At 44.3% G+C, this 15,958-nt stretch carries 6 protein-coding genes; all 6 read right to left on the minus strand.

Going from position 1 to position 15,958, the window contains the following annotated elements; translation table 11 throughout:
* Positions 1–25 precede the first annotated feature (25 nt).
* Positions 26–1,534 (minus strand): uroporphyrinogen-III C-methyltransferase, encoded by a 1,509-nt coding sequence (gene cobA, locus B5F18_RS06335; protein WP_087156834.1) that lies wholly within the window; start codon positions 1,532–1,534, stop codon positions 26–28.
* A 1-nt stretch (position 1,535) separates the two neighbouring features.
* Positions 1,536–2,423, minus strand: a complete 888-nt coding sequence (gene hemC / locus B5F18_RS06340) for a hydroxymethylbilane synthase (protein WP_087156835.1) — start codon at positions 2,421–2,423, stop codon at positions 1,536–1,538.
* Between the two features lie 15 nt (positions 2,424–2,438).
* Positions 2,439–3,236, minus strand: a complete 798-nt coding sequence (locus B5F18_RS06345) for a sirohydrochlorin cobaltochelatase (RefSeq protein ID WP_087156836.1) — start codon at positions 3,234–3,236, stop codon at positions 2,439–2,441.
* A complete protein-coding gene (locus B5F18_RS06350) occupies positions 3,236–3,769 on the minus strand; it encodes a cob(I)yrinic acid a,c-diamide adenosyltransferase (RefSeq protein ID WP_242955815.1) in 534 nt (177 codons plus the stop codon). The genes B5F18_RS06345 and B5F18_RS06350 overlap by 1 nt, the downstream gene beginning before the upstream one ends.
* Before the next feature lie 184 nt (positions 3,770–3,953).
* On the minus strand, positions 3,954–8,549 hold the full coding sequence (locus B5F18_RS06355; RefSeq protein WP_087156837.1) for an FIVAR domain-containing protein: 4,596 nt from the start codon (positions 8,547–8,549) through the stop codon (positions 3,954–3,956).
* 184 nt (positions 8,550–8,733) lie between these two features.
* Positions 8,734–15,852, minus strand: coding sequence for a glycoside hydrolase family 2 TIM barrel-domain containing protein (locus B5F18_RS06360; RefSeq protein WP_087156838.1), 7,119 nt, complete (start codon positions 15,850–15,852; stop codon positions 8,734–8,736).
* Positions 15,853–15,958: the final 106 nt, after the last annotated feature.

Here is a 15,958-nt window from a genome sequence, read left to right on the forward strand (position 1 = left end):
ATCATATTATAGTGTTTCTGTTTTGTCAAATTTCCAAAATTCTATCTATGACAGCGTCTATTTTTGCCTCCTTTGCAAAAACGGACAAAAATCCAAATCGATCTGCTTCTTCTTTTGTTTTCCTCCCAATGCACACAGCATGAATCTTTCCATAGTCAAGCCCGGGAAAACTTTTTACAAATCCTTTCACTGTAGATGCACTTGTAAAGGTAACGCAGTCTATAGTCCCTGTTTGAAATTCTTTCTCTATTTTGCGAATGAGCCATGGCTTTCCTCCCACAGTTGTATCGTACAGAGGAATATCTGTGATTGGGATCTCTTTTTCCTTTAAAGGTTTCAAAATCTCCGCAGAACCTTCTCTTGCCCGAAGAAGGACTACACGCTCTCCTTCTTTTACTGCACTGGCAAGACACTCGCCTAAATCTTTCGCATAATACTCTTTTGGCATCAAATCCGGAAAAAATCCTCTTTTTTTCAATTCGCATGCCGTAGCAGAGCCAATGACCGCAAGCTTATCCTCTGTCTTCCAGATATGGCGGATATCCATTTTTCGTTCTGCAAGCCATGCAAAAAAGGTTTCCACCCCCTCCGGGCTTGTAAAAACGTACCACCGTTGCTCTTTTGTCCGCAACACTTGGTCCAGTTTCTCATTTTCCTCTATGGGATTCAGAGAAATGGTCGGAAATTCAATGACCTGAGCTCCAAGGGAGCGCAGTCTGCTGCTCAATCCTTCGTTTCTTTTTCTTGGCCTTGTCACCAAAATTTTCTTTCCCCCAAGTTTTCGTTTCTTTGTCCAGGAGAGCTTTTTTGCCAGATTGCACACTTTCCCCACCACGATCACAGCCGGGGCATGGATCTTGGCCTTTTTTGCCTCCATTGTCAAAGACTCTACAGTGGAAAGAATGCATCTTTGGGTGGATGTTGTTCCGTTTTCCACTACAGCGGCAGGCATATCCGGTGCCATACCGGCCATTCGAAGTCCGTTTAAAATCTCCTCCAAAACACTGACTCCCATTAAAAAGACAAGCGTTCCCCCCATCCGCACAAGGGAAACGTAATCAATTTCTTCGTCTTTTTCTTTTCTCTTATGCGCAGTCACCACGCAAAAAGAGGAGGCAAAATCTCTGTGGGTTACCGGAATTCCCGCATAAGCAAGGGCAGCCAGCGCAGAAGTCACGCCGGGAATGATCTCAAACGATACCCCTTCTTTTTCAAGCTCAAGCGCTTCTTCTCCTCCCCTCCCAAAGACGAATGGATCGCCTCCTTTGAGCCTTACCACCGTATTTCCTTTTTTTGTCTCCTTTAAAAGAATTTCCTGGATCTCCGCCTGAGACTTTACATGGTTTCCTTTTCGTTTTCCCACATAGATCACTTTTTTCTCTTCCGGAATCATGGAGAGGATCTCCGTACTCACAAGAGCATCATACACAAACACATCTGCTGTCTCAAAAAGTCTTCTGGCTTTTACGCTCAAAAGTTCTTCGTCCCCCGGACCTGCTCCCACAAGGTATACCTTCCCCATCTTTTTCTCCATTTCATTCCCTGCACTTTCTCTTTAAATTTTCTGCCAGCCTTTTTCCTGCCTCCTGGCACGCACCAACTTCTCCACAAAGGTTGTCTTTGACATAACGTCCGCTCTCTTCGTCCAAATACAATCCCTGCATAAAAAGGGATGACCCTTCTATTTTTGCATAGGCAGCTGTCGGGGAGGTGCAGCCCCCGTCCAGGATACGGATAAATTCCCTCTCTGCAAGAGCTGCAAATCTGCTCTTCTTGTCATCCACTTCTTTTAAGTAGAAGTAATCCTCGTCCAATCTCCCCTGCACAGCCAAAATCCCCTGCCCGGCAGCCGGAATCACTTCCTCTGTGGAAAACACTCTTCCAATACAATCTCCGATGCCAAGCCGGTAAAGCCCTGCAGCTGCCAAAACAGTTCCATCATACTCTTCTTCTGCAAGTTTACGGATCCTTGTCTCCACATTTCCCCGGATGAGCCGGAAGTTCCACGACGGATTCAATTCTTTCAGCTGAAGGATCCTCCGTTTGCTCGCTGAACCGATGACCCCTTTTTCCGGGATTTGTTTCCTCCCAGGTTTATAGAGAAGCACATCTCTTGGATCTTCCCGTTTCGTGTAGGCCAAAATATCAAGACCGTCCTCAAGTATCATCGGCACATCTTTGAGGCTGTGCACCGCAAGATCAATCTCCCCTCGTTTTAGCGCCTGGTCCAGCTCTTTTACAAACAGTCCTTTTCCGCCCACTTTTTCAAGGCTCCGGTTCAGGATCCTGTCTCCTGTTGTCTTCATGGTCACGACCTTGGCGTGAATATACGGATGGTATTTTTCAATTGTCCTTTTTACTTCTTCGGCCTGAGCGATCGCAAGCCTGCTCTCCCTGCTGCCAATTCGCACTAATTTTTTCATTGCTTTCTTCTTTCTCTACCCGTTCCTTTTCTCTATGATCTCACAAAGATTGGCTTTTAAAATTTTCCGTATTCCAATCATTTCTCCAAGCCCCCTGGCTTTTATGCGCACCAGAAATCCCTTGTCTTCCAAAAAAGACTTCCAGGAATTTTCTTTTCCCGCCATCTCTGTCCTTACATGATACCCTGCCAAAAACAAAAGCGGCATCAAACACAGTTTCTCTCTCCCAAGTCCCCAAGCCTTCCTGGCTGCATTTTCAAGCCCCCTTTCATCCTGCAAAAATTCTATCACTGTATGGCAAGGGAACAGCTTTTCCAGAGCCCTCCAAAGTCCATGATATTCTAAGGGCACACTGCTTTTCCTCCCATGTCCCATAAGGATCAATGTCTCATCCTGGCCAATGCCACTCTCCTCGATCAGACATTTTGCAGTTAATGTACACGCTTTATCCCCTGCAAGCAAAGGCTTTGCACAATCCAGGAGGACAAACTGTTTCTTCCACCTAAAAAGCGCTTTTTGCATCTTTTCATACTGCATTCCCTGTCCAAGAAATGTTGGCAGCACATAGACCTTTTCCATCCCTCTTTTGTACATCATATGAAGTGCATCTTCAAGATCAGGAAGACATGCTGCCCTGCGTTCTTTCCATATTTTCCTCACTCTGTCCCCTGTGATGGCGGACAGCACAAAAAAAGAAGGGAACTCCTGACAGATAAATTCTTCAAGGGCAAAGACTGTGTTTTTCATGGCTTTCTCATCCGTGGATCCAAAACTTACAAGGAGGATTCCCTCGCTTTTTTGCGTCCTTTTCACTAATATTCAATCCCTTTTCTCGCAAACACGCCTCTGTCAAAGGGGTGTTTCTTTTTTTGTATATCTGAAATATAGTCTGCCTCATCCATCCAGCTTTTGGCCGGATTTCTTCCCGTGAGCACAAGCTCTGTCCTGCCTTTTTGTTCTTTTAAAAAAGAGAGGACTTCCCCTTCTGTAAGAATACCGACTTCTGTGGCTGCCATGATCTCATCCATGACGATCATTTCGTAGTGCCCGCTTTTTGCACACTCCAAAATCTGTTTCCAAAGCATCCGGTACATTTCTTTCATCTCTTCTTTTTCTTCTTCATCAAGGTTCCAAATAAACCCAAATGCTTTTTTCATATGAAGGACTGTGATATTTTCCACATCATCCAAAATAACAAGCTCACCGGAATCTTCTGTCTTTAAAAATCTGGCAAACAGCACGTGCATCCCACTCCCTGCTGCCCGCACCGCAAGCCCGGTCGCTGCTGTTGTCTTTCCTTTGCCGTCTCCACAGTAAATGTGGATCATTCCAGGTTTCCTTGACATCTAAGTCCCTCCTTACAAAGTTTTAAAACTTTATTTATCTTACCTTCTTTTTCCCGGGCTGTCAACGAACCCCTCTGGTCTTTATTTTGATCCTTAAGGGAGACATAAAGATTTTCCTAATAGAAAGGAAAAAGGGAAAAAGCTTTTCCTGCCCTTTCCCTTTCTCATCATTTTCTACTATTGATTATTTCTTTTTTCTTCCAAATACTGCAATTGCTGCCATGGCCGATGCCAAAAGTCCAGCAGCAGGCATAACCGGATTATCGTCCCCCGTTTTCACAGATTTCTGGGCACCTGGTTTTGGTCCATCTTCTGTGTTGGTGTTTGCACTGGCATCTGCCGTGAGTTTCTTGTCAGCTACTGTATCCGCTTTTTTGGTTTCCTTCTCCGTGTCCTTTACAGGCTCCTTTCGCTCCAGTTTTGCAACTGCATCTTCCAGAGCAGCCGCGCAAGTGTCCACTTCTTTCTGATCTGCTTCCTCATCTGCAAGTACTTCTTGTGCCTCAGTCAGTGCAGTGCGCATCTTTGTAAAGCTTTCTGCCTCATAATCCACTCTGCGAAGTGTGCTGGCCTTTGACACCAGTTCTTCCAAAGCCTGCTTGTTTGGCTTTAACCGAAGATCTGCCATTGCCTGCAAAAGGTTCTTCCATGCACTGTCCACTTCTTCCTGCATGGCATCCGTATTATCCTTGGTATCTCTCGCCTCTTGCAATGCTTGCAGGAACGTTTCTTTCCCTTCATCCATATAGGATGTTATATTTTTTTCCATGGTTTCGGCCAGGGCAATGACTTTTTCAAGATCTGCCTTGTCTCCCTGCTTGAATGACAGGTACTGCATTGCCTTTATCAGCTCTTTCCATGCATCGTCAATGATCTGCTGTGTCAGACCACTTTCCGAAGCCTGCGCTCTTGCAAGAACATCTTTTGCATTCGCCAAAGCCGTTTCGTATGTTTTGACTACGGATGCGATCACTCCTTCTGTGCTCACATTCTCTGTCAGTGAGATTGCATACTCCAACACAGCTGTGGAAAGAGTTTCTTCTGATGGAATATCAGACTTTTTCACATGGGAAATTCCACTTTCCACACTCGTCTCCACACTTGTCTTGTCCGAATACTGAACATTTACTGTTTTTTTGTCTGATGCCATATTGAAGATAATCTCGTCCGTAAGTTCCTCTTCGTCTGCTTTTACCAGGAGTTTCCCATCTTTTTCTTCTGCCGTACAGTTGTAAGTTTCATATGTTCCATCCCCGTTTTCTGTCACATATGCTTTTGTGAGTACAAGTTCTTCCATAGCCTTAAATATTTCGTGCACGTCATTGTCACAGGAACCGCCCTGTCCGTAATATCCCCCTACATTCATCCCTTGCGGGGTTTTCCACCAGTCCGTGATCATATCCACGTATGTCTCGCCAAGCGTTACCTGTCGGCCCACCTTTTCCCCGTACTCACTCGTATCCCCAGGTTTCTGTACAGACAGTGTTGCCTTGATCTGTGGGTCTGCGATAAATGCCCAGTACAGGTTTCCGTCAAATCCCATCAGCTGCACGCAGGACCCAAGGGCATTCATACCCCTTTCCAGATATTCCTGGTCTCCTGTCAGTTCATACATGTTGAACTGTGCATAGATACTCCAAGCAGTCCAGCCGTGAGGAGAATTCATCATATTGTTTGGATTGGCAGTCACAAGTGTATCATACTGTGCTTCCCAGAACCTCAAGGAACCGCCGTTCATACGGGAATCCGGTATCAGGCGCTGCTCTAAAGATTCATGCAGATCAAGATACAGTTTCGCTCCATCCTGATATTTCTGCCTATCCTTGGAGCCTTCCGGATGCATCAGGGCGAACTCGGAAAGCTGAGTTGCCGAGCATGCGACAGCCCCGTCCTCCAGCGTGATCTGACCTTCTGTATGCAAATCTCCGCCAAGTCTTACCAGATTGTCCATGGCCCGTTTTACAGAATCATAATGCCTGTCATATCTTGCCTGCCATACATCCTGATCCTCCCTGTCTGATCGGGCAAGCTCTTTTTCTGCATACATCAGCTCCATGATGGATTTTGCAGGATAAATAACAGATGTATAGTCTCCGGTCGGCCCGATATACGCTCCATTCTCATCCTGTTTGTTGTCAATCAGCCAGTCCGCGATCTTCACTGCCTTTTCCAAATCCTCAATATTGCCCTGTGCTTCATATTTGTCGGTCAAAATCCCAACAGTGGTGCTGTGATTTTGAATTCTTGAAGCATTGTTTTTTGGCACCCCGTTCTCATCGTATCCGATGACACTGTACACATCGGCAAAATTTGCATCAATCTTTGCATCCTGCTCTTCATTCGGAAAATATTTCTGTCCCAGATATGCGCTGTACAAGCCGTACCAGGATTCACAGCAGTCCGCTGCCTTGGCAGGATGATCCACTGCTGCTTCTTTTGCATTCTGCATGTACCATTTCCACGTATTTCTCTCTGTGATCATGGCCTCTGACTCATAAGCTCCATTGTTCACAGTCAGCCTGTAGACACCTGCTCCTTCTTTTGGATCGAATATAAATGTATAGCAGTTTCCGTTCACTTGCGGATCTGTGAGTGTTGCCTGCGGGATATAAGCAGTTGTCTTTGTATCTGTTTCCCCATCTTTGGATCGGACATTTGGCGCATTTCCATTTTCCAGCTTGTCCACCTTCACCTCTTCTACCGGCTTATCGGAATACACGGAAATCTTAGTACTCTCTCCTTCTCCCACTGTATACCGGTCAGCATCAAATACCGGAATTTGCGTATTGTCTGCGATCGTACTCTTTACTTCGTTTAATCCATGCAGGGTATCCACTGGTTTAAAATAAATATTCCACGTCTTCTCCTCATTTGCCTCAAGCTTATTCATATCCTGAGGGTGTCTTGCCGGCAGTTCCCCGGATTTTAATACATCCAGGGATGCAGAATAAATCCTGTGTGCACCGCTTTCATAATTCATCGTGTAAGATGCAACCGGACTGTCTGTTGCAAATGTCAAAAGTCTTCCGCTCGGTGTGGAAAAATATCCCCATGCATGCGTCTTTTCACATCTCATCATGGTCGGAAAAAGCTGGTCATTGTATTCCGGATAGGATGCCATATATGTGTCAAATCCAAGCGAAATGCTGGCAGTATCCACATCCACTTCCTCATTTTGATTGTTCTTTACAGATGCACTGACAACCATCTGGTCTTTGTCATTTACATCATAGCTCATCGTAAAGGTCAAATCCTGGCCATTATCCTTATAAGTACCTTGATATGTCATCCTGCCGCTTTCATTTTTGTCCGCAGCAGTCATAAGGATTTTCTTTCCGTTCCATTTCCATGTAAAACCACTGTATTGATCCTGACGCATCGGGATCTCATACATCTCTCCTGCTATCTTTGTCTTTAATGTACAAACCTGTCCTCCTGTGTGGTCTATCTCCCAGGAGTCTGTGTGGATGGTCTCGTCCAAATTCACAGGTTTTTCATCGGAAAGTGTGATTGCGCTGATGTTGATATTTCCCCATGACGCATCGTACACCTCGTCTGTCACCACACGGATCTGCACGGTATCTTCCTCCCGCTCCGTCTGATATTTCAGACGTACCACTCTGTAATCCGTTGTATCCGGCGTGGTATTGGCACTTCCATATTCAGCTGTATACTGTACTTTTCCGTTTACCAAAACTTCAATTTTGGCATCCGCTGCCCAAGCTCCGGTATAGATATTGACGTATCTTTCTTCCTCACTGCCAGGCACCTCAAAGGAAAGTCCCGCACCTTTTCCCGTAAACACTGCAGCTTTATGCACATCGGATTCTTCCGCCGGATTGGTGCCGTCAGAATATACAAATCCGGTTTTTGTCTTTTCACTCATGGTCATTCCTTTTAAAGCATCCGTCAGTGCAAGATTTGTAATTTCATGTGATACGATATTCTTTTTGTTTACATTGTTTAAATTTGCATCATTTAAATATACCCAGTCAAGTTTTCCTTCTCCTGTCAGATCAGCTGCCGCAGGAGCTGTTTTAATAGTTCCTCCTATTGTGCTTGCATCTTCATTTATTCTCCTGGTCCCAAGAGTGATAGCTCCGATATTCATATTTCCCCATGCTGCATCGTACACCTGATTGACAACCACCGTCACTTCCACCTCATCGTCTTTGGACGGTGTGCTGTAGTCGAGGCGCAATGTCTGATACTCTGCCGGACTTCCGGATGTTGTGTCCGTCGCCTCAAAGGTCGTCCGGTAGGCTTCCTCCCCGTTTACCTTTACAGTGACTAATAGTTGCGCTGCCCAGGCCCCCGTATAAATGTCCAGACACTTTTTCATCTGTCCTCCCGGCACTTTAAAAGAAATTCCATTTCCGGTGCCAGTAAAAATCAATGCATCTTTGCATGTATCCGGCGCATCCACCGGGGATGTTCCATCTGCATAGGTAAAGTTTGTTTCGGCATTTCCTGTCAGATCTCCGCTGGCACCAATTAATTTTAAATCAAGGATCTGCGGATCCAACGTATCCTTTCTGTTAAAATTTCCAAACTGCACAGAATCAAAACGCACCCAATCCAAACTGCCCTGCTTGGATAGATCTGCATTGTCCGGACGTTTCTCAAATTGTCCGGTAAACGAATTTGTCAGGACCGTCTCTGCATTTTTGACAACCCCGTTTTCGGCCAACACGCCCATTGTCCCCATCGGCATTCCCATGCTTAATGCCGCTGCCAAAATTCCGGCAGTAACATTTATAGCTTTTCTGTTCTTTTTCATGTCCTACTCTCCTTCCTTTGTTAATTCATTGGTTTAACTTAATATATCATACTTTTTAACATTTTCATATAAACTTTTTGTTGTTTTTCCTCTTTTTTTCACATAAATTTTGCACTAAAAAGTAATTTTTACCAAAAAAGATGCCGGAGCAATTTACTCCGACATCTTTTTAAGATATTGTTTCCTATCTTTGTTTTTTTCTAAGACCTATCATAACAGCGCCTGCACAAATAAGTCCCATTACACCTGCCGCGATCGGCGCGGTATCTCCTGTCTTTGCAGATTTTGTCTGGTTTGTTCCATTGTTCAGTCCAAATGCCTGCTCGTTTTGTGCGCCTGCAGTTGTTTCCGGTTTTACAACTGTATTTTTGCTGCCTTCATCGTTTTTCTCAACTTTATTGGTTTCCAGTTTTGCCACTGCATTTTCCAGTGCCTTTACTGCCTGATCTACGTCTTCCTGGCTCGCATTTGCATTGTCCATTACTGTTTTTGCAGATGCAAGTGCATTTTCCAATACTGCATAGCTTTGTGCTGTGTAGTCTGCTGCACGGTAATTTCCGGCATCTTTGATCAACTGTTCCAATGCACTCTTATCCGGAATTCTTTGCAGATTGGATGTTGCCAGAAGAAGTTCTCTCCATGCACTGTCCACTTCATCCTGCATAGCATCTTTGTTTTCCATTACTGTTTTTGCATTTGTGAGTGCTGCGGTAAATTCTACTTTTCCTGTTTCCAGATATTCTTCCAGATTCAGACTTTCTGCAAACAGAATCACTTTTTCAAGATCTGTCTTATCTCCCTGTTTGAAAGATAAGTACTGCATTGCGTTGATCAGTTCTTTCCAGCTGTTGTCGATATCATCCTGTGTGATAGATGGATCGTTGTTCATTGCTGCTTCCAGTACTTCTTTCGCATGTTTCAGAGCATCTTCGAATCTCTTTGCAACACTGTCAAGTACTCCGTTTGTGTCTGCATTTTCTGCAAGTGTGATCGCATATTCCAAAACCTCGATAGACAAATCTCCTGTTGGGATTTTTTCAAGTCCATCGATCGCAGCCTGCAATGCCTCACATGCTGCAACTGCTTCTTGATGAGTTAAGTCTCCTGTTGTAGCTTCTTCTAACAAAGCTTTTGCATTTTCAATTTCTGTTCTCAGTTTTTCAACTGTTTCTTCCAGATATTCATCTGCATTTTTCAGAAGTTCTTCCCCTTTGGCGATCAGCTCGTTCATCTTAGCGATATCTTCTTCTGTCGCTTCATCTGATGTCGGAACATCTCCAAAGTCTAACCACAGAACCACATTTTCATCTTCTGGATCATGGTTTGTGGCAAGTTCTTCTTCTGTCAATGCTGCTCCGTATACGACCATCTGATCAAATGTCAGCTCAGACTGTCTTGTTTCCGGATTCTGAGGTTCGTATCCGACAGAAAATCTCTCATCGTTTTTCTGAACGGTCATATTTCCTGCAGATGCATTTTCTGCGCTCATCACACCATCTACATAAATCTTAAGTCCAGCACCTTTTTCATATACAGCACTCAATGTATGCCATTTGTCATAGAAACTGTCATCCAATTCCGGTGATGTTGCCTGTGCCCAGCTGCCATCGCATACATAAGCATCGATCGTTACACCGCCGCCGTTTCCGGCATTGTTGCGGATACGGAATGCAAAGGAATCGTCTCCGATACTTGCGATCATATCGTATTTGGATCCGCCTTCCCAGACGCCTGCATTGCTGTCTTTTACTGATGAAGGCACGAATACTCTTGTACTAACTGTAAAGTTATTTCCGCCTGTCATAGCGTCGTTTACGATCTGATCCGGATCGTCTACTGTGAAATATCCCTGGATCGCATTGTTGGATCCATTTTCTGCCTGAACAAATTTTACTGTATCCGGTACAGCTGTATCCAGACCATTCTTTCCTGAATCTTTGATAATAGCATCATTTTCTGTTACTACGATAGATGCCTCTGCGTTCAGGTCTTCGTTTTCATTGACACTAAGAACCTTAAGAACAGCCTTTGTACCAGGTTCTACATCTTTGGAAACTTCAACCTTTGCTTTTGTCACATCTTTGCTGTCAGGTACCACTTTGATTCCTTCAATTTCCTGTCCGTCAGTTCCGGCTACAGACCAGGATACAGATGTGATCTCTACCTGCGCATTGTCTGCTTTCACGGTAAATTCAGCGCTTCTGCCCTGTCCGATTTCTGCCAGATCAGGAGTCAGAGTTACTTCATGAATCTCATTATCCATATGTTTCATTGTCTCAAAGTCAACCCACAGCTCTACGCTTGGATCTTCTTTTGTAATTGCCGGTGTTTCGCTGTTCTGTCCTGCAATCTCATCTGCTGACAGTGCACGGTTGTAAACATGCATGTCGTCAAATTCGGAATTGGAACCTCTTCCTGTCTCCGGACATGCACCGATCGTGAACGGATAATCAGAGTGAGCCGGTCCTGATGCTGTTCCTGTTCCCTGCTCTGCGACAAGACGTCCGTCTGCATACAATGCAATCGTATCTTTTTCTGCATCATATACACCTGCAATCTGATGCTCATTGTTCAGCCAGTTTGTTTCCAGCCACTGTGGTCTTTGTGTATCAATGCTTCTCCATCCGCCTCCTGCGAAGATGAAGAATGCAATGTTTGTACTGCTGCTTCTAAGTCCCCATGTATGGTCGCCTTTACCTGCGATCATATTGTAATCTCCGCCGCCAAGCGGTGTTACATTTGCTTCTACTGTGAAAGAATGATCTCCTTCCACTACATTGTTCAATTCATCGAACGGAACTTCCAGGCTTCCTTTCATGACAACGCCTTCCTCTGTTCTTGTAAAGGATGCTGACTTATTGTAAGGAATCGCGAATCCATTCTTACTTTCATCCATGATGAGAGTTGTTTTTCCTTTTAATCCCTCAATATCGCTGATGTATGTTTCCATCAGTTCTTCTCTGTCTTTTCCTGTATTTACCAGATCTTTCTGGGCATCTGTAAGCTTGTTATATTCTGCTTTCAGCTGTTTTGCCGCGTCAAGCTGGCTGTAGTCGTATACAACAAAGGAATCGATCTTGGAGATCATTTCATCTGCACGTTCTTTGTCATATGCTGCCTGGTCAAAAGAATCTACCACACGGTATGGTTTTACTGCCTCTGTGATCTCATCGACATCTGCATCTTTGTTGATCGGCATTAATGTGAACTCCCACTCATACGCTTTATTGTTTGGCAGTTTGTATTTTTCCAGGACACCTGGTCCACATGTAGCGCTTCCTGTTCCAAGTGAACCGTAGTTAATGTTAACGATCGTATCTTTTCTTGGAGTCAGTCCATATGGATGGGTCGGTGCATCCAATTCATCCGGAGTAAAGTGCAGAGCACTTGCCTCGATATTATCTGTTGCTGCGATCAAAACTCCGTTTGCAAGGTCATCGTTTGTCACTTCAAACCATTTTACATGTGTCATTGTTCCTGTATCATCGACTTTCATGTACGGGAAGAATAAGTCACTTACTGTGTTTTTGTAAACGCCCTGTCTTGCATTTGTCAGTCTGTCGTTGAATGTCTCCACAGGTCCGTTTCCGTACCAGGTCACATTTTCAAATCCTTCCGGCAATGTCATCAAAGAACCGATTCTAAGATAATATCCCATTTCTGTCTTTGTTGCATCCACCTTCATGTTTACGGTAACCTGTCCATCACCATTGATCGTATAGATCATGGTTTCTTTTGCATTCAGTGCATTGGTAAGTGTCATATCCACTGAGAATACAGTCTGGCCGTTTTCGTTCTCTGATACTTGGATTCCATCGATTTTGATGTTTTGATCTGCATTCTGCCATCTGGAATCAAATCCTGTATCATTTTCCACACGTCCTCTCCAGAAGTTCGGAGTCGGTCCTGTCTGGATCAGCTGTTCTCCTTCATATACATAGTTTTCCATCACACCTGTCGCTTTGTTGATGGCAAATGAGAAATTGTCTCCTGCCACCTGATATGCATTCTCTTCTTCTGTAACAGTAACTTCTTTACTGCTCACAGCCGGTGCACTCTGTTCTACAGTTACCGGCACTTTGATCTGTACATAGGACATCTCTGCTCCTGCTTTTGCCCACTCGGTATCTTCTTTCAAAGAAACAGAAATATTCAGATAATATTCACTTCCTGCTTCGATCTCTTTTGGCATTTCAAATGGAACATAAACTGTTTTTGTCTCTCTCGGATCTACATTTGTATTTTCCACAACACCTTCGTCCACAACCTGACCATTATTCAAAAGCTGATAAGTAACATCGTATTTGTTCAGGTTGTCAAAACTGCTTTCATTGTACACTGTAACTTCTCTCTTATCCAGCTGATTCTTGTCTGCGCTGAACCAGAAGTTCTGATACTGGTATTTTACTTCTGCAAGCTCCGGCTGTGGAGTTCTGTCCGGGCTTACCAGACCATCTTCACAGAAACTGTTGCTGTTCGGAACATCGCCCCAGTCTCCGCCATATGCATAGTAGTATCCTTTTGCTTCTTCTTTGTACAGATTTGTCTGAGCATAGTCTTCAGAATAGTAATCCCATCCTTTTGCCTCAGCTTTGCTGTATCCATCTGCATAGTCCAGCCACAAAACAACACTGGAATCGTCTGCGCCAATACCTGGTGTCTCAGAATTTTGAGCCTGAATCTCTTCCTGTGTAAGCGCTCTATTGTAGATACGCGCAACAGAAATCTCTCCGTCCAATGTTCTTCCGTATACGGAATCGTATCCAATACCAACCGGTGCATTGGATGCTGAAATCGTATCTGCCACTGTATTTTCAGCCATTTTTTCTCCGTCAATGTAGATGGTCAGTTTTCCTTGCTCGTAAGTTCCTGCAACCTGATGCCATTGGCCTACCCAGTTGTCCGGATATGCGCAGCTTGTGGAGTGCCATCCGTTTCCGTATACAAAGAATTCAACGCCTGTTCCGTCTCCGTTTGTCTTCAGTGCAACCTGATTGTCGCCTTTGGAGAGCAGTACGCTGTGAGCTGCCTTGGATGCAGGTTTTACCATCACTTCAAATGTAAAGGATTTTCCTGTTCCGGATAATGCAGCATTGTATTTTTCATTGTCATCCATGATAGTATATCCACTGAAGGAATAACCTCCATTCATGCTGCCTTCGCCGGCTTTATTATTCCAGCTTTCTTCTTTTCCGGAAGCCTCTCCTGTGACACCTGTTTTATCCTCAACAGTATAAGTGCTGCCAAGTGTGCTAAGTGGAGTTGCTCTTGATTGATCTACCCAGTCCCAGATAAAGCCGCCCAGCATATTATCGCCGCTTCTGACTGCTTCCCAGTATTCTTTCAAAGCTCCTACGGAATTTCCCATTGCGTGGTCATATTCACACATTACATATGGAATCTTTCCTTCACCGGCTCTTCCCTGTACCGTGTCCACGGATGGATACATGTTACTTCCCATGTCAACACCCATCTGATCTCCCTGGCCTTCGCTGTGTACCGGTCTTGTAGGGTCATTGTTCTTGAAATACCAGATCATATCTCTGTACAGACCGCCTGCTGCATTCGGATCAGAAGTATATCCCATCTCATTACCAATAGACCACATGATAATGGCAGGATTGTTTCTCAGATGTTTGTATGCTGTCTCTGTACGGTCCATTCCCATCTCATAGAACAATGCCTGCAGTCTGTTGTTGTTCTCCCAGTCATCTACCAGATTAATGGCATGGCTTTCCATATTGGTTTCACCCATCATATAGAGTCCGTATTCATTGCACAGCCAGTACAAATAATCGTCATTGCTGTAATGAGATGTTCGGATTGCATTCAAGTTATTTTGTTTCATCAAGGTTACGTCTTCCAGATAGGACTCCTGAGGAACCATTCTTCCATGGAACGGATCCGTATCATGACGGTTTGCACCTTTTAACAGCAATGGCTGACCATTGATCTTCATTGGTTCCCATGTTGTTGTGGTCACCTGATAATTCTCATTTACTTCCGTGGAAGTAAATTCAACTTCCCGAAAACCAAGCTGTGTGGAAAGTGTTTCCACTTCTTTTCCTTTTCCATCTTTGAGCGTTAAGGTCAATGCATAAAGGTTCGGGTCTTCTGCTGACCAAAGATTTGGATTTTCTACAAAGATCTGCTTTTCAAATGTTCCGGTTTCCACGGATGCCACTTCGCTTACCGGAATGGTATCATTCAGAAGTACAGTCCCGTCTTTTTCTAAAGCCTTGACATCCACAGTCCAGCCGCTGGCTGCCTTGGAAGAAAGGTTTCTCACGTTTACTGAAAGATCAAGCATTGCGTTTTCATAATTTTCATCCAAATCCGTTCGTACCTGATAATCCTGGATCTGTACCAATGGTGCGGCAGTCAAATAGACATCACGGAAAATTCCTCCGTCATAGATCATGTCCTGATCTTCAAACCATACAGCATCTGAAAACTTATGTACTTTTACTGCCAGCGTGTTTTCGCCGTCTACCAGATAGTCTGTAATATCAAAATTATGCGGGCTGAAAGAATCTTCCGCATATCCAACTTCTTTTCCGTTTACATAAACATAGTAAGCGGACTCCACACCCTGAAAATGCAGATAAATCCGATTATTATCTGCACGCATTTCATCGCTTACCGTAAATGTTTTTCTGTACAATCCTACAGGACTGTAATTGGTAGGCGCCAGAGGTGCCTGTACATCCGGGTCATACTTCGTCTGCCATGGCATTTGTGTATTAGTATAAATTGAAAAGTCAAAATTCTTTCCCGGATAGGTTGTCCAGCTTCTCGGGACATCCACTGTCGCCCATCCATCCTTTTCATCCGGCTTAAAATCCGGATCCATAAATCCTTTGCTGCCATCCTCAGGATGTACAAACTTTTCTGCCAGATCCTGATTTTGTACAACTGTCAGATCCCAATCATCCCCGCTCAACAGCTTAAAATAATCTGATTTTTCTCTGTCATTGTACTTCCACACAGCGTTCACTGCTGCGTTGGAATCCTGGTAAGGAATGATCGTTGCGGAAGCATCTTCTCTGTTGATCCCAAACACGTCTTCTGCATCCACTGTTTCACCTGCCAGATTTTGATAATCCTCTCCTGTCCATTCTTTGTGGGTAAACTTTTTCTCATCCGGATTCTTTTTCACACTGTCAGCAACTTTCAGATCATCGGATGAGGTACCCTCTTTTGCCTGAACATTTTGGATCTGCATTCCAGGCGGAGCAAACATACTCACACCCATAGCCGCTACACACATCCCGGCTACCCGCTTTTTCCAGCTCTTCTTCATAGTCTTTCTCCCTTTCTGTATATTTTATATAATTTTACACACAAAATTCCTCGTGTATTTTACATTTTACACATCATAGACCAGTTAGTCAATCTCAATCATCCGT

This window comes from Lachnoclostridium sp. An181 (assembly GCF_002160325.1).
Lineage (GTDB): Bacteria > Bacillota > Clostridia > Lachnospirales > Lachnospiraceae > An181.